This is a genomic window from Pseudarthrobacter sp. lyk4-40-TYG-27 (assembly GCF_030209295.1).
Taxonomy (GTDB): Bacteria; Actinomycetota; Actinomycetes; order Actinomycetales; family Micrococcaceae; genus Arthrobacter.
Genome location: NZ_JARVSH010000006.1, coordinates 381,096 through 406,099, shown reverse-complemented (window position 1 = coordinate 406,099; position 25,004 = coordinate 381,096). Strand labels below are relative to the sequence as shown.

Genomic DNA, 25,004 nt, shown 5'->3' with positions numbered 1-25,004 from the left:
TTCCGATCATGGGAACGGGGGGCTTTTGGCGTTGGTCGCCGGTGCCGGGTCAGGCGCCGAGCGGTGCCGCCGCAACCGTCGGCAGCGTGGGCGCTTTCGAACCGCCGGACGGCTCAACGGTGATGCCCAGCGAAGCAGCCGAATGGATGCCTTGGACCACGGCAGGTTTGGAGAGTGCCTGTTCGTCCATCAGGCCCTGCGACACCGGGGCGGAGCCGTCCTTGGGAATGAGCCACATCTGGTAGACCTTGCCCGCCGGTGGAGCGGGCACGCCGCTCATTTTCACCACGGCGGCATCCTCTGACGCGGAGATCAGCACCGTCGCCTTGCCGCCGCCTTGAACGTTGACGGACGCCTCGCGCAGGTCCCCGGCACGCACGACCTGGTTGACGGGATCATTCTGGTCGGCCAGGTAGGCGCCCACTCCCACGCCGCCCAGCGCAATCGCTGCCGCGGCTGCCACGCCCACCAGCCAGCGCCTGGTGCCGGACGGACGGCGCTCCGCCCTGCGCTTGCGGGCCTCGGCGAGATCGTCGGTTGGTTCTGGCGGTTTTACCGCGCCTACGGCCGGGGGCACGGCGTCAGCACTGGTACGGCCGCTGCCCGCGGGAAGCTGGGCCACAATCCGTTCGAACAGGTCCGACGGCGGCTCCTCCTCCGCGCGGAAGGTGCGGGCCAGCGTCTCCCGGGACTGGCGGACACGCTCCAGGAAGACGAGGCGCTCCGTTTCCGGTGCGGTGGACATGTACTGGTCAATCGCGTCGCGTTCGTGCTCCGTGACCGCGTCAAGGGCGTAGAGTTCGGCGAGGTCGATGGCACGGCCTGCGGCAAGGTCCATGGCGACGGTGTCGCCAAACGCACGCGAACGGTCGTTGCGGCTGTTGTCCATGTCACTCAATTCAACTCACCCCCAGACAGGTCTTCAATCGGATCAGTCCATCGCGGATGCGGGACTTGATGGTGGGAACAGCGGCATTCAGCCGTTCGGCGACTTCCCGATAGGTCAGGCCGCCGTAGTAGGCCAGGCGCACGGATTCCTGTTGTGTTTCGGTCAGCGTCTCCAGGCAGCGGACCACCGCCTCGGCCTCGAGCCGGCTTCCGACTTCGTCGGAGACGCTGTCGTGGTCGATGTCCTGGGTGCTGGCGCCGTATTTCGCTTCACGGTCCGTGGAGGATTGCGAGGACCGGACCTTGTCCACCGCCCGCCGGTGGGAGATGGTCATGAGCCACGACAGCGGGCTCCCGGCCTGCGGATCGAACTTGGCCGCGTTCTGCCAGACCTGCAGGAAGACTTCCTGCGTTGTGTCTTCGCTGAGTTCGGGGTCGATCAGGACCCGGCGTGCCATGCCAAAAACCCGGCGGGACGTGAGTTGGTAGAACTCGGCAAACGCGGCCTGGTCCCCGCGGGCGACAGCGGCAAGCAGCGTCGACAGCCGCTGGCTGATGTCGGCTGGGGGATCGGTCACCGCGGCGGAGCCTTCGGGATTCGGCGCGTTGGGAGTTTCCATCACTTCCAAGCATAAGTCTCCGGCGGGAGATTCCCGGGCAGTGCCGCGGCTGTTGCGGTGTTCGCGCCTGGAATGCGCCTCGAGTAATGTCACCTGCCGCTCCTTGCTCCGCTTGAATGTGTTTCAAAAGGCATTCGGAGCCGTGCGGCAGCCGGATGGGATCGACGAAAAAAGAGTTCAGTCCCGGTTGTCCCCGCCGGGCGGGGTGCTAGAGCTTGGCCCCGGCGAAGCCCTGCTGGCGCCACGCTTCGTAGACGGCAATGGAGGCGGCGTTGGCGAGGTTGAGGGAGCGGAGCGCCGGGAGCATGGGCAGGCGCACTGTTGCGGTCACGTGGGGGTCGGTCTTCAGCTCCGCAGGCAGGCCCACGGATTCGCTGCCGAACATCAGGACGTCCCCGGGCTGGTACGGGATGTCGGTGTAACTGGTTGTACCGTCCGAGGTGAAGGCGTAGACCCGCTCCGGCTTGAGCTGTTCCCAGGCGTCTTCGATGCTCCGGTGGACTGTCACCACCGCGAGGTCGTGGTAGTCCAGGCCTGCACGGCGCAGTTTGGCATCGGAGAAGTCGAAGCCCAGGGGTTCCACGAGGTGCAGTTCGGCGCCGGTGATGGCGGCAAGGCGGATGGCATTGCCGGTATTGCCGGGTATTTCTGGGGCATGGAAGAGGATGCGGAACACGTCCCCATCCTAGCCAACCGCCGTCAGTGCATGCCGCGCAGCAGCCGGGCCAGGACCGGCACGTTCACGGTGTTGGGTGCCGGTCCTGCGGCAAGGAACTCCTTCAGGCCGCGCACCAGGCCGGCCGCGTTGACGATTTGGACCGTTTCCATGGGCCCTGCCGGGCGGCGGTGATGGTCGATCACCGGCTCATGGAGGTTGCCATCCGGGCTGAACACCACGGTCCACCCCGTGACGTTCAGTTCCGGAAAGATGTCCTGCATCGCCCACACCACCCGGGCAAGCTGCGGGGGCGCCACGGCACGCCCCCCGTGATTGAGGGTGCGGCCGTCCCAGGCATAGGCGCCCTTGGGCAGGAGCATCGAGTTGACCAAGGCGAGGCGGTAGCCGGACAGGACGGCGTGGTCGATGTGGCTGTTGTCCGCCGGCGACTGCAGGCCGTTGATGAGCCGGGCCGCGGGGATGGCCGTCAGCACCTGGCGGGAGAGGAGCTGCACCGTGCGCATTTCACGCTGGATCCGGGCCTCGGCGCCGAAGATTCCCCTCTTCCGGGGCATCCCATGGACCTGCTGGCCGGCCTGCTCCAACGGAATCAGCGGGACCACGCCGCTCCCTTCGTAAGGCGGAACGTAAACCGGAGGGTCCCCGGCCGTGTTCCGCCCGCCGCCCGGTCTGCGGACTGTGGCGGACGCCCGGCTCCCTGCCGCGGGGGCATCGAAGTGGGCGCCGGCGTCGGCCGGCGCGGCGCCCGCCCCATAGGACCGGTCGTAGGCCTTGCGGCGCTGCGGATCAATCAGCGTCTCGTACGCAGCGGTGACCCGGCGGAACGTTGCGGCATCACCCCCGTGGTCCGGGTGGGCAGACCTGGCTGCGCGCCGGTACGCCACTTTGATCTCTTTTTCAGTGGCTGTGACGGCCACACGGAGGACCTGGTAGTGGGAGCTGCTGCTCTCGGTCAAGCAATCGTCCTGTTCTTCAAGCGCCACGGGGAAAGCGAAGTGCCCGCCCAGTCTAGCCAGCCCGGATGGTCGGCCTGCATTGTCAACGAGCGCCCGGGGTGCCGGGGTTCCCCGCGGCCGGAGTTTAGACTCGTGGATGCACAGCCGAACACCGGCTGCAGGGGATGCGGGGTGGAAATGGGTTTTCCGACGACGGCCGTGCCGGCGGGCCGGGGATGGCGCCTGGGGGTGCCGCTGGCAATGGCAGTGCTGCTGGCCGGCTGCAGCGTGGGTGTCCGGGACCCTGCTGCCCCGGAAACGCCGCCAAGCACGCCGGCCCTGTCCACCCCAACGATCACCCCCGGCCACGACGCCGCGGCAGTGGCAGCCCGGGACCTGCCCTTTGCGGCCGGGGGCACCCTGGCCCCGGGCGTTCCGGTGGGCATCTCTGACGAGCTGCAGCGTGCACCGGGGTGGAAGCCGGTCACGAAGGACGTAGCCGGTGCAAGCCAATACGCCAAGGCTGACGGTTGCGTGGTCGCGGCCCGGGTCAGCACCGGGCAGGGCCCGCTGGTCCGTGGGGACGACCGGGAGTCCACCGTGGCCCTGTTCCAGTACCTGGACGCCACCATCCAGCCCTCGTATTTGACGACGGAGACGTTGCAGTGGGGCGGCAGCGTCGAAGAGCCCGGCAAGAGCGTCGAGGTCCTCGTGCTGGAACCTGCCGCGCACGGCGGAAAGCCGACCGCGGTTCTTGCCAGGGTCTTCGGCACTGCGGGCTCGTCGGCCTACATCTCCGTTTCCTGCCCGGATCCGGGGTCGCTCGCCGCCGCCCGCAAGGATGTGGCGCGCTACATGCCCCTGGTGCCGCCGTCGGCCTGAGCCGAAGCGGGGGCGGACCGCAACTATGACCTGGCCGGTGAACTGATGGCTGCCGCCATCGGGGCGTCCGAGGTTGGTGCCCGGGGCTGCCGCGGCAGCGGGCGCTAGAATTGGACGGTGCCCGCCTACCTCGACCACGCCGCCACCACGCCGCTCAACGGTGCGGCCCTCACCGCACTGACGCGTGAGCTGGCACGTACCGGAAACCCGTCATCACTGCACGGTTCCGGCCGCCGGGCCCGCCGCGCCGTGGAAGACGCGCGCGAGACCATTGCCGCGGCCGTCGGGGCACACCCGTCAGAAGTGATCTTCACCTCCGGCGGCACCGAATCGGACAACCTCGCCGTGAAGGGCTTGTACTGGTCCCGCGTGGCAGAAGACCCCAGGCGGCGCCGCATCCTCTGCTCCGCCGTCGAGCATCACGCGGTGCTGGACACCGTCGAATGGCTTGAGCGCCACGAGGGCGCGGCTGTTACCTGGCTGCCCGTGGACCGCGAGGGTGTGGTGGATCTGGTTACCTTGGAGGCGGAGCTGGCACGCGACCCCGGCAGTGTCGCCCTGGTGACCGTGATGTGGGCCAACAACGAAGTAGGCACCATCCAGCCCGTCCGCCGCATCGTGGAGCTGGCCCACGCGGCCGGCGTGCCCGTCCACTCCGACGCCGTCCAGGCATTCGGTTCCTTGTCCGTGGATTTCAAGGAATCCGGCCTCGACGCAATGTCAGTTTCCGGCCACAAGATCGGCGGCCCTGTCGGAGTGGGTGCGCTCCTGCTGGGCCGCTCGGTCACATTGACGCCGGTGCAGCACGGCGGCGGCCAGGAACGCGACGTCCGCTCCGGGACGCTGGACACTGCGTCCATCGCGGCCTTCGCCGCCGCTGCGGAATCCGTTGCAGCTGCGTTGCCCGCCGAGGCGGCGCGGATCGCTGCCCTGCGTGACCGCCTTGTGGACGGCATCCGCGAACGGGTTCCCGAAGCCGTACTCCGTGGTGCGCCCGGTGATGGTCGGCTGCCCGGCAACGCGCATTTCACTTTCCCTGGCTGCGAAGGGGATTCGCTGCTGTTCCTCCTGGACTTGGCGGGCATCGAATCGTCCACCGGCTCTGCCTGCACCGCGGGCGTCCCGCGGCCCTCCCACGTGCTGCTGGCCATGGGCCTGGACGAGGACACCGCGCGGGGAGCCCAGCGGTTCAGCCTGGGACACACTTCCACCGAGGCCGACGTCGATGCCCTGCTTGCGGCACTGCCCGAGGCTTATGCACGTGCACGCCAGGCCGGAATGGCCGGCCACGAGTCCACCATCCAAACCGCAGGTACCGTGGCACGGCAGGCACTGCACGGCAGCTGATTCCGCAGGGCGCTGGTGCCCTGGGCGGGTTTGCCGGGTCAGGTCCCGGCGGCCAGGGGCGATTTGCGCGGGTCCGTAGAATGGATAGGCGAAGATCGTTTCGCCCGCCCGGCCTTGCCGCCCGGGCCCCGGTGAGCAAGCGTCCCCCAACAGAAAGCCAGCATGCGAGTACTAGCAGCCATGAGCGGCGGAGTTGATTCCGCCGTTGCCGCCGCCCGCGCGGTCGAGGCCGGGCACGACGTCGTCGGCGTCCACCTTGCCCTGTCCCGCATGCCCGGAACCCTCCGCACCGGCAGCCGGGGCTGTTGCACCATCGAAGACTCCCGGGACGCTTGGCGTGCCTGCGACGTCCTCGGCATTCCCTACTACGTCTGGGATTTCTCCGAGCGCTTCAAGGAAGACGTCGTCCAGGACTTTATCGACGAATACGCCGCCGGCCGCACCCCCAACCCGTGCATGCGGTGCAACGAACGGATCAAGTTCGCCGCCCTGCTGGAGAAAGCCATTGCCCTGGGCTTCGACGCCGTCTGTACCGGCCACTACGCCAAAGTGATCGAGGACGCCGACGGCAACCGGGAACTCCACCGCGCAGCCGACTGGGCGAAGGACCAGAGCTACGTCCTTGGGGTCCTGACCCACGAACAGCTCAAGCACTCGATGTTCCCCCTGGCCGACACACCGTCCAAGGCCGAGGTCCGTGCCGAAGCGGAGCGGCGGGGCCTCTCCGTCGCCAACAAGCCGGACAGTCACGACATCTGCTTCATTCCGGACGGCGACACCGCCGGCTGGCTCGCCGAGAAAATCGAGATGACCACAGGCGACATCGTGGACGAGTCCGGCGCCAAGGTGGGGGAGCACCCGGGAGCCAACGCCTTCACGGTGGGCCAGCGGCGCGGACTCAAACTGGGTACCCCCGCCGCCGACGGCAAGCCCCGCTTCGTCCTGGAAATCCGGCCCAAGGAGAACCAAGTGGTCGTGGGTCCCGAAGCCCTGCTGGCCATCGACGAGATCCGTGGCATCAAGGTCTCCTGGGCGGGCCTTCCCATTTCCGAGGTGGACTCGGGGGCGGAATTCAACTGCCACGCCCAGGTCCGTGCGCACGGGGATCCCGTACCCGCCACAGCCTGGGTGGAGCCGGCCCGGGACGGCGCTGCCGGCAGCCAGCTGATGGTCCGGCTGGAGGCTCCGTTGCGCGGTGTGGCCCCGGGCCAAACCGTGGTGCTGTACCAGGGCAGCCGCGTGCTGGGCCAGGCCACCATCGACGCCGCACGGTCCCTCCAGCGGGCCGCGCTGTAACCCTGCCGTTCCCTGGACCGCCGCGGTTCCACCGTGGCGGTCCTTTGCTGTGCCCAGGGCCGGCCGCCTGCACGATTCCGCATCGCACTGCCGGGTAACTATTGAGAAAATATTGTGTTTCAACTCACAGAAATGGCCGTCCCGAGGGCTGACTCTCTGATTGAATCAAGGGATCAGCACTGCACGCCGGCGTCTGGGGCTATCAACCTGTGACCGCGGGCGTGCGCGTACTCATCGGAAAGAAGTTCACAGATGATCAAGAGCACAACGGCCCTGCACCGCGCCATCGCGCTGGCAGGCATCTCCGCCCTGGCCCTGACAGCATGCACGGGGCCCTCTGGCGGCGGGGGAACGTCCACCGGCAGTGCCGGCGGCGGTGCCATTACCTTTGGAACCACGGACAAGGTCGTAACCCTCGATCCCGCCGGTTCCTACGACGCAGGCTCATTCCTGGTGATGAACCAGGTCTACCCCTTCCTGATGAACTCGAAGCCCGGTTCGGCCGAGGTCAGCCCGGACATCGCGGAGTCCGCGTCCTTCACGTCACCCACCGAGTTCACCGTGAAGCTCAAGCCCAACCTGAAGTTCGCCAACGGCCACGCGCTGACGGCCTCGGACGTGAAGTTCTCCTACGACCGCGTCCTCAAGATCAATGATCCCAACGGCCCGGCGTCGCTGCTGTCCAACCTCAAGTCCGTCGACGTCAAGGACGACACCACCGTAGTGTTCACCCTGAACGCCGCCAACGACCAAGTCTTCCCGAGCGTCCTTGGCACCAACACCGGTCCGATCGTGGATGAGGAAGTTTTCCCCGCCGATAAGGTGATGAGCGACGAAGACATCGTGGCGGCCAAGCCGTTCGCCGGCCAGTACACCATCGATTCCTACAAGAAGAACGAACTCGTCAGCCTCAAGAGCAACCCCGACTACAACGGACTGCTCGGCAAGCCGGCCAACGACAGCGCCGTGATCAAGTACTACGCCGATTCCAACAACCTGAAGCTGGACGTCCAGGGCGGCAACATCGACGTTGCCGGCCGAAGCCTCACCGCCACGGACGCTGCCGACCTCGGCAAGGACTCCAAGGTCAAGGTCTACAAGGGCCCGGGTGGCGAGCTGCGCTACATCGTCTTCAACTTCGACACCATGCCGTTCGGCGCCAAGACGCCTGAAGCCAACCCTGGCAAGGCACTGGCCGTGCGCCAGGCCATGGCGGACATTGTTGACCGGCAAGCCATCTCGGACCAGGTGTACAAGGGAACCTACGTTCCCGCCTACTCCGTGGTGGCGGATGGGCTGCCCGGCGCAATCCAGCCCATGAAGGACCTGTACGGGGACGGCAGCGGCAAGCCGAGCCTGGACAAAGCCAAGAAGGTCCTCAGCGACGCAGGGATCACCGGTCCGGTGACCGTGAAGCTGCAGTACAACCCGGACCACTACGGCAAGTCTTCGGGCGATGAATACGCCATGGTCAAGGAACAGTTGGAGAAGTCCGGCCTCTTCACCGTGGACCTGCAGTCCACCGAATGGGTGACGTACTCCAAGGCACGCACCTCTGACGCGTACCCCGTATACCAGCTCGGCTGGTTCCCGGACTACTCGGATGCGGACAACTACCTCACGCCCTTCTTCATCCCGGGCAACTTCCTCAAGAACCACTACGAGAACCCGACCGTCACGGACCTGATCCAGAAGCAGCTGGTCACTCCGGACAAGACCGAACGCCAGAAGCTGATCGGCGATGCCCAGACGGCAGTGGCGAAGGACCTCTCCACCCTGCCGCTCCTGCAGGGCTCGCAGCTCCTGGTGGCGGGAGCTGACGTCAAGGGTGTCGAGAAGACCCTCGACCCCTCGTTCAAGACACGCCTTGGCGTGCTGTCCAAGTAAGCAGTCAACCCCCATCGGGCTCTGACGGGCCGGAGGCGGGACGCCGCAATGGTGTCCCGCCTTTTGCCGGTCATCAGTCAGCAACGAGGGGAATGCTGGCTCCCGGTCACCACGAATCCAGGTACCGATGACATCTTTGATTGACGCGCCGCCAAGTGATGCGGACGCGCTCCTTCCGACCAAGAAAAAAGCGGCAGGGGGAGGGCTCGCCCAGTACATCCTGGTCCGCTTCCTGCTGATCTTCCCTACCATCCTCATCCTCGTCACGTTGGTGTTCTTCCTCATGCGGATCACCGGCGACCCCATTACCGCCGCCATGGGCGGCCGGCTCCCGCCGGAACAGCTGCAAGAACGCATCCACACCGCCGGCTACGACCGGCCACTGCTTCTGCAGTACTTCGAATACCTGGGGCAGCTGGTCACGGGCAACTTCGGCACCACCCTCTCGGACAACCGCAAGGTCACCGAGATGCTGACCACTTATGGCTCCGCCACCCTGGAGCTCGCCATCAACGCCATCATCGTCGCGCTGGTGGTGGGCATACCGCTCGGGATGATCGCCGCGCACCGTCGTGATCACCTGCCGGACGCCGTGCTCCGGATCCTGGCCATCCTGTTCTACGCAACCCCGGTGTTCTTCGCCGGCATGCTGCTCAAGTTGGTGTTCTCCGTGTGGCTGGGCTGGCTGCCGGTCGCCGGCCGCGCCGGGACGAGGACCGAACTGTCCCTCACAGCCCTGGAAGCCCCCACCGGCATCTACTGGCTGGATGCCCTGCGCAGCGGAAACATGGCTGCCCTCAGCGACGTGATGTCCCACGCCGTCCTTCCGGCTCTGGCCCTTGGCCTCCTGACGGCCGGGGTCTTCCTGCGCCTGGTTCGGACCAATGTCATCGGCACGCTCGGCAAGGACTACATTGAGGCGGGCCGCTCACGTGGCGTCAGCGAATACCGGCTGGTCACCAAGCACGCCTACAAGCCGGCGCTGATCCCCATCATCACGGTCATGGGCCTGCAGATCGCAGTGCTGCTCGGCGGGGCCGTGCTCACCGAAACAACCTTTGAGTGGAAAGGCCTCGGATTCCAGCTGGCCAACTACCTCACGGCGCGCGACTTCGTCGCCGTCCAGGGCATCGTGGTGCTGCTGGCCGTCATCGTCGCCGTCACCAACTTCATCGTGGACATTATCGCCGCGCTGATCGACCCCCGCGTGAGGTACTGACATGACTGCCGAGACCACCCTGGAACCCGTGGCCAACCCGCGGGCATCCTTCTTCCGGCGGCTGCCGGTTGTTTCCCACTTCAACAAGAGCGTCGGGCTGCAACGGTTCATGCTGGTCGTGGGGCTCGTCCTCACAGGCATCTTCCTGCTCACAGCCTTGGCAGCACCGCTGCTGGCGCCTTACGGCTTCGCGCAGCTCTCGGATGCCGACGGCAACTTCCCCACCCAGCAGGCGCCCGGCGGCAAGCACCTCCTGGGCACCACCGTTGGCGGTTATGACGTCCTGTCACGGGTGATCTGGGGCACCCAGACAGCCCTGCTGGTCATCATCGTCGCCGTCATCCTGTCCATCTTCGCCGGCGTCATCCTCGGCCTGGTGAGCGGCTACATCGGCGGCTGGCTGGACCGCATCCTGGTGGTCGTCGCCGATGCCATCTACGCCTTTCCGTCCCTGCTGGTCGCGATCGTCATGGCCATTGTCATCAGCGGGGGCCAGTCCAGCCTGCTGGGCGGAATCCTGGCTGCCGCCATCTCCATCACGGTCGTGTTCATCCCGCAGTACTTCAGGGTGATCCGGGCCGAAACGATCAGGCTCAAGGCGGAGCCTTTCGTCGAATCGGCCAAGGTGGTGGGCGCCTCGAACATCCGGATCATGACCCGGCACATCTACCGCAACGCCACCCGCACCCTGCCGCTGATCTTCACCCTCAACGCCTCCGAATCAATCCTGACCCTCGCAGGGTTGGGCTTCCTGGGCTTTGGCATCGAACCGAGCTCAGCCGCGGAATGGGGCTTCGACCTGAACAAGGCGCTCGCCGACACCACGTCCGGCGTTTGGTGGACGGGGCTGTTCCCCGGCCTGGCCATCGTCTGGACCGTGCTGGGGCTGACGCTCGTGGGCGAAAGCATCAACGACCTCAACGATCCGCGCCTGCGCGGGCGGAAGCGGATCAGCCGCAAAGCATCTGCCGCATCAGCTGGACCCGGCACCGAAACAGAATTGAGCAACCCGTGAGCGAAAACCTTGGGTCCGTTTCGGACCGCACGGAACAGGACCGTAAAACGGTGCTGGAGATCGACCACTTGCAGGTCACCTTCGCCACCGACGGCGGCGACGTCCATGCCGTCAAGGACGTCAACCTTGAAGTCAGGGCCGGAGAAGTGCTGGCCATCGTGGGCGAATCCGGCTCCGGCAAGACCGTCACCGCCAAAACCATCCTGGGGCTGCTGCCTGAAACAGCGATGAGTTCCGGCGCCGTGCTGATCAACGGCACCAATGTCATCAGCCTGAGCCCCGGCCGGCTCCGCCAGATCCGTGGACGCGACGTGGCCATGGTGTTCCAGGAGCCCTCCACCGCCCTCAACCCGGTATTCACGGTGGGATGGCAGATCGCCGAAGGGATCCGGGCCCATGCCGGGGCAGACGGCAGCCGGCGCGTATCAGCGAAGGAAGCCAAGGAACGCGCCATCGAAGCCCTGCGCAAAGTGGGAATCCCGGACCCCGAGCACCGCGTCAACTACTACCCGCACCAATTTTCCGGCGGCCAGAAACAGCGTGTGGTGATCGCGGCAGCCCTGGCCCTGAATCCCGGCCTCATTGTCGCCGACGAACCCACCACGGCCCTGGATGTCACGGTACAGGCGGAAATCCTCGAACTCCTCCGGGACCTGAGGGACAAGTACGGCACCTCGATCGTCCTGATCACCCACAACATGGGAGTGGTGGCCGACCTCGCCGACCGGGTAGTGGTGATGTACCGGGGCGACATCGTCGAGGAGGCCACCTCGAAGACGTTGTTCGCTGAACCCCGCCAGGACTACACCCGCAAGCTCCTCGCTGCCGTGCCGCACCTGGGCCGCAACTCGGCGTCGGCCGGCCTCACCGAACGTCCGCACCAGGACGGGGAAGTGCTGGTGTCAGCCGACAACCTGGTGATCGAATACCCGGGACGACTGGGGACACCCGCCTTCAAGGCAGTGGACGGCGTCAGCTTCACCTTGTCCACGGGCGAGGTGTTCGGCCTTGTGGGGGAATCTGGATCCGGCAAGACGACCATCGGACGGGCCATCGCCGGGCTGAACCGGACCACCGGAGGCAGCCTGAAGGTCCTGGGCTACGAAATGCTGAACTTGCGCGAACGCACGTTCAAACCACTCCGCAAGGACATCGGCTTCGTCTTCCAGGATCCGGCCGCCTCGTTCAACCCGCAACTCACCATCGGTGATTGCATCGCGGAGCCCATGCTGATCCACACCCGGCCAAGCGAGGCCCAGGCGCGCAAGCGCGTCGGCGAGCTGTTGGAATCGGTGCAGTTGCCGGCGTCGTATGCGGGAAGGTACCCGCACGAGCTCTCGGGCGGCCAGCGGCAGCGGGCATCGCTGGCGCGGGCACTTAGCCTGAATCCGCGGCTGCTGATTGCGGATGAGCCGACGTCGGCCCTGGACGTTTCGGTCCAGGCGAAGGTCCTGGAACTGTTCAAGGACATCCAGGAGGAGTTTGGCTTCGGCTGCCTGTTCATCAGCCACGACCTTGCCGTAGTTGACATCCTGTCCTCCTGGGTGGGCGTGCTGTACAAGGGCAAGCTGGTGGAGCAGGGGATCGGCAGGCAGGTCATGGGCAACCCGCGCCATGACTACACACGCCGCCTGATCGCCTCGCTGCCAGTGCCGGACCCGGCCGAACAGGCTAAACGCCGGGAGGAACACCGGGCACTCCTGGGCATCTGAGCCTGGCTGTGGCTCCCGCAAGCAGGAGCCAGTGGCGCCGGTGCCGGCGGTCAGCCGGCACCGGCGCTTCATACCCGCGTCGATTCCATCCGCTCCCATAGACTGGAACCATGACGCAGCACAACCCGGGCCCAGACGATTTTGATCCATCCGCCAGTTCACTGGCAGGCCACGTGGATAATTCGGTGATGGCTGAACTGCTGTCCATCCGTTCCAGCATCGACAATATCGACGCCACACTGGTGTACCTGCTCGCCGAGCGTTTCAAGGCCACGCAAAAGGTGGGCTTCCTGAAGGCCGCACACCGGTTGCCCGCCGGCGACCCCGGGCGCGAAGCTGCCCAGATCGCACGGCTGCGGCGACTCGCCGAGGACGCCCACCTCGATCCCGCCTTCGCGGAAAAGTTCCTGAACTTCATCATCGGCGAGGTTATCCGCCACCATGAGGCCATCGCCGAGGACCATCAGGCGTCCGCCGAAGCCAACCCCCACAGCTCAGCACTGGCGTGAGCCGGGAACAGCACCAACCCGGACCCGGCCAGCAGCCGGCCGTTATTGCTGCGCAGGAAGTGACGGCCACTGGCCTGGGCCCGTGGCCCGGTGAGGATCCGCTCGAAGCCGCCCGGATCATTCGCGGTGAACTTGGCAGCCCGCATTTACCTTTCCTCGCCGAACTGCCGGAACGTGGCGTTGGATCCGATGCCTTGGGCCGCACCGCATCGTTCCTTGAGGAACTGGCCGTTGATGTCCAGCCCCACGGGTGGCGGCTTGTTGACCGCCCCGGCAAGGACATGCGGCGGGCAGCTTCGGCCCTGTCCACCGACCTGAATGTCCTCGCGGACGTCGCCGGCGCCGAGGACGTTTCAGCCCGGGAACTGAAGGTCCAGCTGGTGGGGCCGCTCACCCTCGCTGCCGGCCTGTACCTGCACAACGGTGAACGCGCCTTGCTGGACCACGGCGCCCGCCGGGACCTCGCAGCCTCACTGGCCGCCGGGGTGGGCGGCTACCTTGGCCGGGTTGCCGCAGCAGTACCGGGGACCCGCCTGGTGGTCCAGGTGGACGAGCCGGCCATCACAGCAGTGCTGGCAGGCACCATACCCACGGCCAGCGGGTATCGGACCCTGCGGGCGATCGCCGTCTCCGAAGCGCGGGAGGCCTGGCGCCTGGTCCTGGACGCCCTCCGCGCAGCCGGAGCCGCCGAGGTGGTCGTGTCCCTCCCGGACATCGAAGCACCGATCGAGCTGGCCCTGTCCGCGGGGGCCGACGGCGTTGCGTTGCCGTTGAAGGCCCTGACCAACCGGCAATGGGAACAGCTCGCCGGGGCAGTCGAGGCAGGCAAGCATTTCTGGGCCGGTGCATTGGAAGTCTCCGGGGGGACGCTCCCGCAGGTGGCCGAGGGCGTGGAGTCGCTATGGCGTCCTTGGCGGCAGCTGGGCCTGCCCGCCCAACTGCTCAGCGCGGTGCGGGTGACGCCCTCGGCAGGACTGGCGGGACTCACTCCTGCACAGGCCACGGCGGTCCTCGGCAGGCTGACCCAGGTGGCGGACGGGCTCAACCAGCGGGTGCTGGGATAAGACTCAAACCCTGTTCTCCCAGCGGTCCGGCTGGGCGTAACGGGGGAGGTAGCTCTGGGCGGAGCTGCCGCCGGAGTAGGGGCGGAGCCGGTACTCGAAGGCCCCCGCGTACACCAGGACCAGGCCAATCTGGGGCTGGATCACTTTCACCTGGATACGGTGCCGCCCGTGCGGGCCTTCGGAGGGGTCCCACCACTGTTCCGCGTAGGCTTTCGCATCCAGTGCCCGAGGGAGGGGCAACCGGAGCGGTCCGAGGAAAAGCCGCGAAACTTCGGATACGCCGCGCAGCCTTCCTTCCGGGGTGACGCCCAGGTTCAGGTCCGTGACGAGGCGCCGGTACCGGCCGACGTAATCCACCAGCTGCGTGCCGCCGCCGCGCGTGGTGGCGCTGGTGGTGTCCTGGAAAAGCCGGGTGCGCCCGGGGAAGCGGATTTCCCGGCGTGCGGTCAGGCTGGATCGGCCAAACGGATCCTGATGCGCATGGTTCTCGATCCGGAACGGGACGTTTTCGCCGTACTCCGGGAAAAATGCTTCTTCGCCGCTGGTGAGCCGCAGTAATGGGCGCAGCCACCGCTGGCGGCAGCCCACGACGTCGAACGTTCCTTCACCCACGCCGTACTGCCCTGATCCAGGGGCGAGTGAGAAGTACTCCTGCAATTCGGGCTGCAGGCGGGAAAACTCTGCGCCCAAGGCCTGCTGGTAGATCGGGACGCTCATGGTGACCTCCTGTTGCCGGTGACGGACAGCTGCCGCCGGTTTTACAATCTACCGGCAGCCTTGAGCCGGATGTACATGTCCGCGAGCCGGGGCGGCAACTCATGGGGTTCGGCGTCCACCACTTCCACACCATAGCGCCGCAACTCCGCGGTCAGGGCTGCCCGCTGCAGAAGGGCGCGTTCCGCGGCTGCCGCCCGGAACACTCCGGTGGCATCGCTGCGATCGCGGAGCATCGTGCCCAGTTGCGGGTCGCGGACGGCGGCCACCACCACGACGTGCTGGCTGGCCAAGCGTTCGGCGGCCGGGAGCAGGCCTTCTTCCGGTGCACCACCGTCCAGCGACGTCAGCAGGACCACCAGGGAACGATGCGCGGAGAGGGCCCTGACCTGCGCCGGGACCGCCGGCCAGTCCATCTCGATCAGCTCCGCCTCCAGCGGGGCCATGGCCTGCACCAGCCTCCCCAGGATGTTTCCCTGCCCGGCGGACGCGGCACGGGCCCTGGTCCGCCGGTCAAACGCAACGAAGTCCACCCGGTCGCCGCCGCGCTCCGCCAATACGCCCAACAGGAGCGCCGCCTCCATCCCGGTGTCCAGGCGGGTTTCGTCGCCGATCCTTGCGGCGGAGGTCCGGGAAGTATCAAGGACCATCACCACGCGCCGGTCCCGCTCCGGGCGCCAGGTGCGGACCACCACCGCGGAACGGCGGGCGGTGGCGCGCCAGTCGATCGAGCGCACGTCATCGCCCCTGACGTAATCGCGCAGGGAGTCGAATTCTGTGCCGGCACCACGGATCTGCACGGCAGCCTTGCCGTCGAGTTCGCGCAGCTTCCTCAACTTTGAGGGCAAGTGCCGCCGGGAATGGAAGGGCGGCAGGACCCGCACCGAGCCCGGGCACCCGATGGTGCGCTGGCGGGCGGCGAGGCGAAGCGGGCCGAAGGAACGTATGGTCACATGCTGCGTTGTGAGGTCCCCGCGCCGGACCGGTTGAAGCCGTACGGTGTAGCGGCGGCTTTCGCCCGCCGGCACGTCGATGTCCTGCACCGGGTTCCGGGCGCCGGCCGAAGGTTGCCAACCGTCCCTGGCCGTGCCCCGCAGCGCCCGGTTGCCGTCGTTGCGGACCGTGAACACCGCGTCCGTTTGGCCGTTCAGCGTCACATTTTCCGGCGCCGGGCGCACCACGCTGATCTGCCGCAGCGACCCGGCGAACACCAGTTCGGTACACGCCAGGGCCGTCAGCACTGACACGGTGGCCAGGACGGTCAGCCAGCCGGGGAGGAGCAGTACCGGGACAACGCCAAGCAGCACCAGTGCAACGAAGCGACCCGAGATGGCCATCAGCGGGGAACGGGAACGGACGCCAGGATGCTGCCCAGGACATCGTCCACCCGTACGCCGTCCATCTGCGCCTCAGGTTGCAGGGCCACGCGGTGGCGCAGGCAGGGCAGCGCCAGCGCCTTCACGTCGTCAGGGGTGACGAAGGGGCGGCCGGAGAGCCAGGCCCAGGACCGTGAGGTGTTGAGGAGGGCGGTGGCACCGCGCGGGGAGACCCCGAGCTGGAATGAGGGGGCGCTCCGTGTGGCCCTAACTAGGTCCACGATGTAGCCGATGATTTCCGGTTCGACAGCCACCCTTGTTACTGCCTCACGCGCCCGTTCCAGATCCGCCGCACCGGCTACTGCCTGCACTCCCGCGGCAGCAAGGTCGCGGGGATCAAACCCGGCGGCATGGCGCCGGATGACCTCGATTTCCTCCTGGCGCTGCGGCAGCGGCATGCTGAGCTTGAGCAGGAACCGGTCCAGCTGTGCCTCGGGAAGCGGGTAGGTCCCCTCGTACTCCACCGGATTCTGCGTGGCGGCCACCAGGAACGGTGAAGGCAGCCTCCGGGCCCGGCCGTCCACGGACACCTGCCGCTCCTCCATTGCCTCCAGGAGTGAGGCCTGCGTCTTCGGCGGGGTCCTGTTGATCTCGTCTGCGAGCAGGAGGTTGGTGAACACCGGTCCCTCCCGGAAGCTGAATTCGGAGGTATGGGCGTCGTAGACCAGCGAGCCGGTGACGTCGCCCGGCATCAGGTCCGGGGTGAACTGCACCCGCTTGGTGTCCAGGCTCAAGGCCGAGGACAGCGCCCTGACCAGCAGGGTCTTGGCCACGCCCGGGACGCCCTCCAGCAGCACATGCCCCTGCGCAAGCAGGGCGATCAGGAGGCCCGTAACCGTTGCGTCCTGGCCCACCACCGCTTTTGCCACTTCGCGGCGGACGGCAAGGAGCGACTGCCTCGCAGCGTCGTCGTCTGCTGTATTGCCGCCGCCCACCGAATTAAGGACCTGCGGGCCGCTGCTGTGTTCGCTCATTGGGTCATGACCTCTTTCTCGAGTTTGTCCATGGCCTGTGACCAGGCCACCAGGTGGGCTTCGGTTGCCGGTCGTTCATTCACCAGCACGCGCACGGCAGCCGGATCCCTGCCCAGGAGCCGGGCCGCTGCGGCAATGACGTCCTCGGCCCCCGCGCCGGGGCCAAGCCGGACCTTCCCTGAAATGCGCGCCAGCATGCCGGCCCGCAGGTTGTCCCGGGCCTGGTCCAGGGCACGTGAGTCCTGGTACAGCCTGGCGCGTCCTTCCGCGGTTTCAACCGCCTTGACCACCACGGGCAGGGGCTCGAAGACCAAGGGCCCGTGCCGCCGGCCCCGCCACACGATTGCCGCCACCGCCACCAGGAGCAGCCAAGGCCCCAGGAAGCGTGCCCAACCCGGTGCCAGGTCATCGAGGGTCTTCCCGTGGCCGGTCACCGTCACGTCTTCCAGCGAGGGCAGGTACCAGACAAGGTCAGGCGATGCTCCGAGCAGCCTGACCGCCAGGGCTGCGTTGCCCAGGTCGTCGAGCTTGTCGTTCCCCAGCACGGCCGTGCTTCCCAGCACTGCCGTGCGCCGGTCGCCGCTGGTGGCGAGCATCCCGGCGGTTCCTGCCGCCCGGTAACAGGTGGTGCCGCCGTCGTACACGAATCCTCCCTGGCCCGTGACCTGGCCTGCGGCGTTGGCGTCCGCCTGGCTGCACCTCGGGTCCAGGACCGGGACGGCGTCAGGCACGACGCCGGCCTGGTGGATGCCGACGTCGAGGGCGGTGAGGGTGTCCAGCCTGGGGGAGATGACCACCACGCGGTCCGCCGCCGCTGCCAGGGCCGCAAGCTGGGGTTTGCCAAGGATGCCGTTCCGGTCGTAGAGCAGCAGCGTGGGTGAGGAGCTGGACCGGAGGTCGGCCAGCGCTGCATCGAAGCGGTTCGGGGTGTGGACGTCCACGCCGTGGCGGCCGAGGATCTGCGCAAGCGCCCTGGCGCCGTTGGGTCCGGCATTGTGGACGGACAGGGGAACGGTGTCGCCCTTGGGGGCCAATTGCGTTCCGATGACGAGTGCCAGCGCCGCAACGGCAAGCACAACCGAGGCCGCCAGGCCACGGTGGTTGCGGATCCACCCGAACGGCCCGCGGCCTCGCGCTGCCTGCCCGGCGGCCGCCCCGGAGCTTGGTGTGTTGCTGTAGCCGGTGTTCGCTGGTGGAAGCCCGGTCATGGCACCGGCACCGTGCCTGCGGAGCCGGCGGATGCGGGCTTCATGTCCTCCAGCCTGGTATCGAGTCCCACCATTTCACGGTATTGCCCGTTGCCCGCTGGCCTGTTTCCGTAGCGGATTCCATCAAAGGTTTCTGCCGCCCACCGCAAAGGCCCGGCTTCGGCAGCGAACTGGACGGACAACGCTTGTGCCACTTCGTCTGCGGTCCTGCCGGGCTGGGGATCCAGTATCGTCCGGTGTTCGGCGGTGCGGACCATGGCGCGGAAGCGGTCGACGACGGCGTCCCCCCAGTTCTCTGCCGCGGCGGCGGCTTCCGCGCGGGCGCGGTAGTCCGCGGCCGCCAGGGAGTTGCCGAGCTCAAAAACGTCCTTGGGCTGCCGGGTTCGGGCATTGAGGCGGGGCCGCGCCAGGATGATGGCGGCCGCGATGATCCCGGCAATGACAAGGGCGATGGCAACGCCGGGGACCGATGGCGCATCCCCCCGGGAGCCGTCCAGGGATTGCAGCCAATCCAGGAAGTTCCGCCACAGTGTGTCAAGCCAGGACGGGGCGGCCTCCCGGTACTCCGGTTTGGCCAGTTCCTCCGCCGCCCAGCGCCGTGCCTCTTCGGCGCCCGGAAGCACCGGAGGCTCAGTGGCCATAGGGCCAGGCTCCCGGCGCCGCACCCTGCCCTGGGTACGGAGTGTTGGTGCCCGGGCGGGGGCCCCGGCCCGGGATACCGTCCGGATCCGCCCCGGTCTCCGCCTGGCGCAGCAAGGTGATGTCAAGGCCGTCCTTGCGCATCCGCAAGTCCATGTAGAGCAGGGCCATGACGGAGGTCTGGAAGGCGAACCCCACCCCGCCGACCAAAGCGCCGACCAGGGCGGTGACGATGCCCAGGACCACTGCCAGGGTGGCGTCCTGTCCGCTGCCGCCGTGCGGCGAGACGACGCCGGCCAGGACCACGGGCAGGAAGCTCACCGGGATCAGGACCACCTGGCTGATCACGCCCACCAGGATGGATACCACCAACGTGATGCCCAGGATCCGCCACCAGTTGGCCCGGGTCAGCTCCCACGACCGCCGAAGCCCGGCGAAGGCACCAAGTTCTTCGATAACGACGGCGGCCGGCGCCACCATGAGCTTGATGCCCACCCAGGCGAAGAGGGCAACGACGCCCAGGACCAGGGGGAAAGCGAAGAGGGACGCGGCGCCCCGGACGTTGGTGAAGAAGAGCGCCAGGATGACGGCGAGCAGCCCCATGGCCGCAATTCCCGCCGCGACCAGCAGCGCAGCCAATCCGACGAGGGCGCCGATCCGGGGCCGCGCCAGGGACATCATCCGCCGGAAGCCGGTGGGGCGGTTGAGGACCGACCGGGCCACGGGCACCACCATGGCGCCCTGGAGGACGGCGGAGAGGAACACGGACAGGACAGTCACCGCGGCGGCGCCTGCCATCAGTCCGATGGCCATGGACGCCATATCGCCCCGGGTGGCAGTGCGCGCCCACCCTTCGAGCGATACAGCCGAGGATGCACTCACGGCCGTGACTACCGCGGTGATGACGGCGGCCAGGGCCTGGGTCAGCAGGCCCGCGCCCACCATGGCCTTTGCGTTGCGGCGCATCGCTTGGAAAGAACCATCCAGGATCTCGCCGAACATCAGCGGCCGCAAGGGAATGATGCCGGGTTTGGGGGGAGCGACGTAGCGCGGCTGACCGTAGGGCGGGGTGCCGTAGGGCATGCCGGGGTAGGGGGACCCGTTATTCGGCTGGCCGCCGTATCCGGGGGGCCCATACGGTTGGCCGGCGTACGGTGGTTGACCCGGGTAAGGGCTGCTGGGGTTCGGCGGCGTCGGCTGTTGCCACTGGGGTTGTTGCCACTGGGGCGGCGGGTGCCATGACGGCTGTTGCTCCCAGCCGGGCGGCTGTTGCCCTGCCGGCGGTTGCGGGCCTGCAGGTGGTTCCCACGGCTGCTGCCAACCCGGCGGTACGGGGCTGCTGGCGCTCCCGGCGCCCGATCCGCCGTCGTCTGCTCCGTTGCCCGGCCGCCCCTGCCGGGGCTCGCCGGGTTCCGACTCCTGTGGTGACACTGATTTCCTCCCCCAATACCACTGCGCCTGATACCCGCGCGCTGCCCTCTCCAAAGGTGCCCGCCGGCAGCGCAGGGCTTGACCCCAAGACTATAGTTCCGGCGTCGGACCGCCTAGTGTCCCGCCATGCCGGAAGGCGCTGAACAGGACAAAGCCATCCCGATAAGGGAATATATAACTATGAAGGCACGCATTCTGGTTGTAGATGATGACGAAGCGCTGGCCGAGATGATTGGAATTGTCCTCCGTAATGACGGCTTCGAACCCGTCTTTTGCGCCGACGGCGCCCAGGCGCTGGACGTCTTCCGGTCTTCGCGGCCGGATCTGGTCCTGCTTGACCTCATGCTTCCCGGCATGGACGGTATCGAAGTCTGCCGCCAGGTCCGTGCCGAATCGGATGTGCCCATCGTCATGCTGACCGCCAAGTCTGATACCTCCGACGTCGTCCGAGGGCTCGAATCCGGAGCTGACGACTATGTGCCCAAACCCTTCAAACCGGCCGAACTGGTGGCACGCGTGCGCGCCCGGCTCCGCCCCGGAGACCAAAAGGCGCCCGAGACGCTCCGGATCGCGGACATCACCATCGACGTCGCGGGCCACACTGTCAGCAGGGGCAGCGACCGGATCTCCCTGACGCCGCTGGAATTCGACCTCCTCGTGGCACTGGCCCGCAAGCCGTGGCAGGTCTTCACCCGGGAACTCCTCCTGGAGCAGGTTTGGGGCTACCGGCACGCCGCCGATACCCGCCTGGTCAACGTCCATGTCCAGCGGCTGCGGTCCAAGATCGAGCAGGACCCGGAAGCCCCGGAAGTTGTATTGACGGTGCGTGGTGTCGGCTACAAAGCAGGGGTCTGACCCCGCCGCGCAGGACGGGGGACCTGACCGGAGCCTTGCGGCTTCCGGGGAGGCGCCGGAAGCCGGCGCCCCGCTGAACGGCAGCGACGAAGAGCGCGGGCCGGGGCTTGCCGAGTCCACACCCCCGGGCATGCCGCGCATGGTGTTCCGCGCAAGGATCTGGCAGCGGCGCGCCCTTATCGTCGCCTTGCGCGTCGTCCGGTTGGTGCGGACGGGTGTGGTGCGGTTCCTGCCCGGCCTGCGTTACCTCGGCAGGGCCCTGCAAAAACGTTGGCGCCGCTCCTTGCAGTTCCGGACGGTCCTGACCACACTGATGCTGGCCATGACCTCCTTTGCGGTGGTTGGCGCCTACCTGTCCAACCAGATTGCCAACAACCTCTTCCAGGAGCGGTTGACCCAGGCGGAGTCGGAGACCCGCTACAACGTCAAGCAGGTTCAGGACACGTTCGACGGCGCCCAGGTCACCGACCAGTCCAGCGTCATCACCTTGGTTTCGGACACGCTCAGCGCGGTCGAGGGCAGGGGATCGGTCATCCAGCGGCGCTACGTTTTTGAAGCGATGCCCAACCAGACCAAACCCCGCAACCGCTGGGTGGAGTCCCGCGCCTCTGACCAGCTCACTGTCAGCGTCATCCCGCCGGACCTGCGCAAGGCTGTACAGGAATCGGGCAAGGAACAGTTCTGGGCGTCCACCGTTATTCCGGTGGGCACCGAAGACCGGCCGGGAATCGCCGTCGGAAACAAAGTGACCTTTAACGGCACCGTCTATGAGCTCTACCTTATTTACGACCTGAACACGGCACAGCAGACGCTCAATGAGATCCAAAGCGTCCTTTGGGCAGGCGGCGCCGTCCTGGTGCTCCTGATCGGCGCGGTCGCCTGGTACGTCACCCGCAATGTGGTCAGCCCGGTCAGCCACGCCGCGATGGTGTCGGAAAAGCTGGCCGCCGGGCAACTGCAGGAACGCATGGTGGTCCGGGGCGAGGACGAGGTGGCCCGCCTGGGCGCCTCCTTCAACCACATGGCCGCCAGCCTGCAGGAACAAATCACCCAGCTAGCCACCCTTTCACAGATGCAGCAGCGCTTTGTTTCGGACGTCTCGCACGAACTGCGGACACCCCTGACCACCGTGCGCATGGCGGCCGAAGTCCTGTACGACGCGCGCGACGACTTCGACCCCATCAACAAGCGCTCGGCCGAGCTGCTCTACAACCAGGTGGAGCGTTTCCAGTCCCTTCTCTCGGACCTGCTTGAGATCAGCCGCTTCGATGCAGGCGTCGCGGTGCTGGACGCTGAACCCGAGGACCTGCTCCATGTGATTTCGCACGTCATCGAAGGTGCGGCCCCCGTGGCTGCCGAGTACGGCTCGGACATCGTCTTCGCGGCCCCGGAAGGCTCGATGGTGGTGGAAATGGATGCCCGCCGGATCGACAGGATCCTGCGGAACCTGATCCTGAACGCCGTGGAGCATGGCGAAGGAAAACCGGTGACGGTGACGGTCGCGGCCAACGAGACGGCTGTTGGCGTTTCCGTGCGGGACCACGGTATCGGGATGGACCCGGCTGAAGCTGCCCGCGTCTTCGACAGGTTCTGGCGGGCGGACCCCGCCCGCGCCCGGACGACGGGAGGCAGCGGACTGGGCCTGTCCATCGCCATGGAGGACACCAAGCTGCACCACGGCTGGCTGCAGGCCTGGGGCCGGAAAGGCAGCGGGGCGAACTTCCGCCTGACCCTGCCGTTGCGCCAGGATGGCGCGATCACCGAGTCACCCGTGCAGCTCGAACCCAGGGACGTCACCATCCCGGGCGCGCCAGGGAACATCCCCGCAGAACAGGACAACAAGAACATGCTGGTGCTGCAGACAGATGCCGCCAAGCCCGCTCCGTCCCGGGGCCCCGAGGAGACACCATGACCCGGCACGGACGGCACGCACAGTACGCTGCGGCTTTCCTGGTTCTGCTGATCGTCCTCCTGTCCGGGTGTGCCCGGATCCCGACGTCCGGGCCGGTGGGAAAAAGCAGCGAAAGCAGCGCCGGAAATGTCAGTGCCCCGGTGTTCCTTCCTGCAGCGCCGCAACCGGGCGCCACACCGGAGACGATCATCGACTACTTCTACCGGGCGGGCAGCGGCTACGAGGACGACTACGCAGTGGCCCGGCAGTACCTCACCCAGGCATCGGCGGTGTCCTGGAAACCCGACAAGCGGGCGCTGGTTTACCGGGAAGCGCGGGTGGTACCGACCGGCACGGAAAACGTCTACAACTATGAGCTCGATGTCGCCTACACCGTGGACGCCGACGGTATTGCCACCCAGTCACCGCCGGGAACGGTGGAACGGATTCCCGTCACCGTGACACAGGTTGACAGCGAGTGGCGGATTTCCGCGATACCGGATGGGACCGCCATCGCCGAGGAAACCTTCAAGGTGATCTACGGCGCCTACCCGATCTACTTCTACGACCCGACGTTCACCTATGCCGTACCGGACGTGCGGTGGTTCCTGAAGAACAAGACGGTCAAAGCCATGACCAGTGCCCTGCTGGCCGGGCCCGCTCCCTACCTTCGCGGCGCCGTCGTCAGTGCCTTTCCTTCCGGGATCAAACTGGCCCGTGAATCGGTGCCGGTGGTGTCTGGAGCAGCCCAGGTTGATTTGACGGCAAAAGAGCTCACGGAAACATCAGCCGAAGACCGGCTCCGCATGCAAATGCAGTTGACGTTGACGTTCCGGACCCAGCCTGATGTGGTCAACGTGGAGCTTCGTGCCAACCAGGACCTGGTGCGCGTGGAGGACAACGGTTCGGTTCTTCCCCCGGTGCTGGATAAGACGGTGCCGTCCCGCCAGATTGCCATCAGCGGCGGCGAACTGGTGCGGTACGAAAACAACCGGGTTTCCCCGTTGCCCGACATGCAGTCCGTCTCGGCCCTCAACCCGCGGTTCCCCGCGGAATCACCCGTGTCCCAGGCTGCCGCGTTCCTGAACGAAGGACGCACCACGCTGTACAGCATCAGCCCGGGCCAGCCCGCCCGCGCCCTGACCACACGGAGCACCCTCAGCCGTCCGTCCTTCAGCCTCAATGACTGGGTGTGGACGGCGGGCCCCGGCGCCACCGGGGCAACCGAAGTGGTGGCGTTCCGTCCCGGTGGAGTGGCTGAAGGTGCACCCGTCCCCTCCGTGACGTTGGCGCCGTCGTGGCTTGCCGGCCGTACGGTGAAGGAATTCCGGATCTCGCGTGACGGTGTCCGTGCCCTGGTGATCTCCGAACAGAACGGAAAATCCAAAGTGCAGGTGACGGGCGTGATCCGCGGCGGCGACGGCACCCCGCGCGAACTGACGGCGCCCATCACGCTGGTCACCGCCACCGATCCCGACCAGGGGGTCTGGGTCAACAGCACCTCGGTCGCCGTGATGAAAGCGGCAGCTGGCTCCAACGTTACGCCGGAGCTGCTGTCTCTGACCTCGGGCCAGCCGCAGCAGCTTGCCCCCTGGCCAGGGGTGGTGTCCATCAGCGCAGGCAACGGTGCCGATGACATTTACGTGCAGTCCGGCGAAGGGATTTTCCAGCGCCTGGGCAATGGCTGGTCACCGCAAATCAAGGGCCCGGTGGATCCCTCGTTCCCCGGCTGAGGGCGGGCGGACCTGGCCCACCTGGTATCCACATAGGTGGGCCCGGTCCTTCCCCATGCGGAACCGACCGGTGATGGTGGAAAGGTGAACGGCACCAGACGACCCGCCGGAACATCGAGGTCCCCTGACA

22 protein-coding genes are annotated in these 25,004 nt (G+C 67.1%); 12 read left to right on the top strand and 10 right to left on the bottom strand.

Features of this window, described 5'->3' with window-relative positions; translation table 11 throughout:
* Positions 1 to 49 precede the first annotated feature (49 nt).
* The 4 genes from QRM96_RS13625 to QRM96_RS13610 all read right to left on the bottom strand — a co-directional run bounded on the left by QRM96_RS13625 (position 50) and on the right by QRM96_RS13610 (position 3,143).
* Positions 50 to 889, bottom strand: coding sequence for an anti-sigma factor (locus QRM96_RS13625; protein ID WP_109863769.1), 840 nt, complete (start codon positions 887 to 889; stop codon positions 50 to 52).
* Between the two features lie 10 nt (positions 890 to 899).
* Complete coding sequence (locus tag QRM96_RS13620; RefSeq protein ID WP_109863770.1) at positions 900 to 1,508, bottom strand: sigma-70 family RNA polymerase sigma factor; 609 nt, start codon at positions 1,506 to 1,508, stop codon at positions 900 to 902.
* A gap of 208 nt (positions 1,509 to 1,716) precedes the next feature.
* Positions 1,717 to 2,184, bottom strand: a complete 468-nt coding sequence (locus tag QRM96_RS13615; protein WP_133830986.1) for a tRNA (cytidine(34)-2'-O)-methyltransferase — start codon at positions 2,182 to 2,184, stop codon at positions 1,717 to 1,719.
* A 23-nt stretch (positions 2,185 to 2,207) separates the two neighbouring features.
* Positions 2,208 to 3,143 carry a J domain-containing protein gene (locus tag QRM96_RS13610; RefSeq protein ID WP_285319985.1) on the bottom strand — a complete coding sequence of 312 codons (936 nt, stop codon included), beginning with the start codon at positions 3,141 to 3,143 and terminating at the stop codon, positions 2,208 to 2,210.
* 177 nt (positions 3,144 to 3,320) lie between these two features.
* On the opposite strand from QRM96_RS13610, the gene QRM96_RS13605 reads away from it, so the two are divergent.
* The 9 genes from QRM96_RS13605 to QRM96_RS13565 all read left to right on the top strand — a co-directional run bounded on the left by QRM96_RS13605 (position 3,321) and on the right by QRM96_RS13565 (position 14,053).
* Complete coding sequence (locus QRM96_RS13605) at positions 3,321 to 4,004, top strand: hypothetical protein (RefSeq protein ID WP_285319984.1); 684 nt, start codon at positions 3,321 to 3,323, stop codon at positions 4,002 to 4,004.
* A gap of 117 nt (positions 4,005 to 4,121) precedes the next feature.
* The gene (locus QRM96_RS13600; RefSeq protein ID WP_285319983.1) at positions 4,122 to 5,351 is read left to right on the top strand and encodes a cysteine desulfurase family protein; all 1,230 of its coding nucleotides are present in this window, start codon (positions 4,122 to 4,124) and stop codon (positions 5,349 to 5,351) included.
* A 162-nt stretch (positions 5,352 to 5,513) separates the two neighbouring features.
* Positions 5,514 to 6,647, top strand: coding sequence for a tRNA 2-thiouridine(34) synthase MnmA (mnmA, locus tag QRM96_RS13595; RefSeq protein WP_285319982.1), 1,134 nt, complete (start codon positions 5,514 to 5,516; stop codon positions 6,645 to 6,647).
* A 252-nt stretch (positions 6,648 to 6,899) separates the two neighbouring features.
* Positions 6,900 to 8,534, top strand: a complete 1,635-nt coding sequence (locus QRM96_RS13590) for an ABC transporter substrate-binding protein (protein WP_109863773.1) — start codon at positions 6,900 to 6,902, stop codon at positions 8,532 to 8,534.
* A 127-nt stretch (positions 8,535 to 8,661) separates the two neighbouring features.
* Positions 8,662 to 9,753 carry an ABC transporter permease gene (locus tag QRM96_RS13585; protein ID WP_026264261.1) on the top strand — a complete coding sequence of 364 codons (1,092 nt, stop codon included), beginning with the start codon at positions 8,662 to 8,664 and terminating at the stop codon, positions 9,751 to 9,753.
* Position 9,754: 1 nt separating this feature from the next.
* Complete coding sequence (locus QRM96_RS13580; protein WP_285319981.1) at positions 9,755 to 10,768, top strand: ABC transporter permease; 1,014 nt, start codon at positions 9,755 to 9,757, stop codon at positions 10,766 to 10,768.
* Positions 10,765 to 12,480, top strand: coding sequence for an ABC transporter ATP-binding protein (locus QRM96_RS13575; RefSeq protein ID WP_285319980.1), 1,716 nt, complete (start codon positions 10,765 to 10,767; stop codon positions 12,478 to 12,480). Before QRM96_RS13580 ends, QRM96_RS13575 begins: the two co-directional genes overlap by 4 nt.
* Positions 12,481 to 12,590: 110 nt before the next feature.
* On the top strand, positions 12,591 to 12,989 hold the full coding sequence (locus QRM96_RS13570; protein ID WP_018760238.1) for a chorismate mutase: 399 nt from the start codon (positions 12,591 to 12,593) through the stop codon (positions 12,987 to 12,989).
* Positions 12,990 to 13,033: 44 nt separating this feature from the next.
* Complete coding sequence (locus QRM96_RS13565) at positions 13,034 to 14,053, top strand: uroporphyrinogen decarboxylase/cobalamine-independent methonine synthase family protein (RefSeq protein WP_043423675.1); 1,020 nt, start codon at positions 13,034 to 13,036, stop codon at positions 14,051 to 14,053.
* A gap of 3 nt (positions 14,054 to 14,056) precedes the next feature.
* Here QRM96_RS13565 and QRM96_RS13560 read toward each other — a convergent pair whose 3' ends face one another.
* Genes QRM96_RS13560 through QRM96_RS13535 form a run of 6 tightly spaced genes read right to left on the bottom strand, consistent with a single transcriptional unit; the run spans position 14,057 to position 20,047 of the window.
* Positions 14,057 to 14,770, bottom strand: a complete 714-nt coding sequence (locus QRM96_RS13560; protein WP_285319979.1) for a DUF4166 domain-containing protein — start codon at positions 14,768 to 14,770, stop codon at positions 14,057 to 14,059.
* Between the two features lie 41 nt (positions 14,771 to 14,811).
* A complete protein-coding gene (locus tag QRM96_RS13555) occupies positions 14,812 to 16,104 on the bottom strand; it encodes a DUF58 domain-containing protein (RefSeq protein WP_285319978.1) in 1,293 nt (430 codons plus the stop codon).
* Entirely contained in the window at positions 16,104 to 17,117 is a 1,014-nt protein-coding gene (locus tag QRM96_RS13550) for an AAA family ATPase (RefSeq protein ID WP_285319977.1), read from the bottom strand. Before QRM96_RS13550 ends, QRM96_RS13555 begins: the two co-directional genes overlap by 1 nt.
* Positions 17,114 to 18,325, bottom strand: coding sequence for a DUF4350 domain-containing protein (locus tag QRM96_RS13545; RefSeq protein ID WP_285319976.1), 1,212 nt, complete (start codon positions 18,323 to 18,325; stop codon positions 17,114 to 17,116). Before QRM96_RS13545 ends, QRM96_RS13550 begins: the two co-directional genes overlap by 4 nt.
* A complete protein-coding gene (locus QRM96_RS13540) occupies positions 18,322 to 18,966 on the bottom strand; it encodes a DUF4129 domain-containing protein (protein WP_285319975.1) in 645 nt (214 codons plus the stop codon). Before QRM96_RS13540 ends, QRM96_RS13545 begins: the two co-directional genes overlap by 4 nt.
* Positions 18,956 to 20,047, bottom strand: a complete 1,092-nt coding sequence (locus tag QRM96_RS13535) for a DUF7847 domain-containing protein (RefSeq protein WP_018760231.1) — start codon at positions 20,045 to 20,047, stop codon at positions 18,956 to 18,958. The genes QRM96_RS13540 and QRM96_RS13535 overlap by 11 nt, the downstream gene beginning before the upstream one ends.
* A gap of 528 nt (positions 20,048 to 20,575) precedes the next feature.
* Here QRM96_RS13535 and mtrA point away from each other — a divergent pair.
* The 3 genes from mtrA to QRM96_RS13520 all read left to right on the top strand — a co-directional run bounded on the left by mtrA (position 20,576) and on the right by QRM96_RS13520 (position 24,874).
* Positions 20,576 to 21,250, top strand: coding sequence for an MtrAB system response regulator MtrA (gene mtrA / locus QRM96_RS13530; RefSeq protein WP_018760230.1), 675 nt, complete (start codon positions 20,576 to 20,578; stop codon positions 21,248 to 21,250).
* A gap of 139 nt (positions 21,251 to 21,389) precedes the next feature.
* Positions 21,390 to 23,162 carry an MtrAB system histidine kinase MtrB gene (mtrB, locus tag QRM96_RS13525; RefSeq protein ID WP_196803307.1) on the top strand — a complete coding sequence of 591 codons (1,773 nt, stop codon included), beginning with the start codon at positions 21,390 to 21,392 and terminating at the stop codon, positions 23,160 to 23,162.
* Complete coding sequence (locus tag QRM96_RS13520) at positions 23,159 to 24,874, top strand: LpqB family beta-propeller domain-containing protein (RefSeq protein ID WP_285319974.1); 1,716 nt, start codon at positions 23,159 to 23,161, stop codon at positions 24,872 to 24,874. The genes mtrB and QRM96_RS13520 overlap by 4 nt, the downstream gene beginning before the upstream one ends.
* Positions 24,875 to 25,004 lie beyond the last annotated feature (130 nt).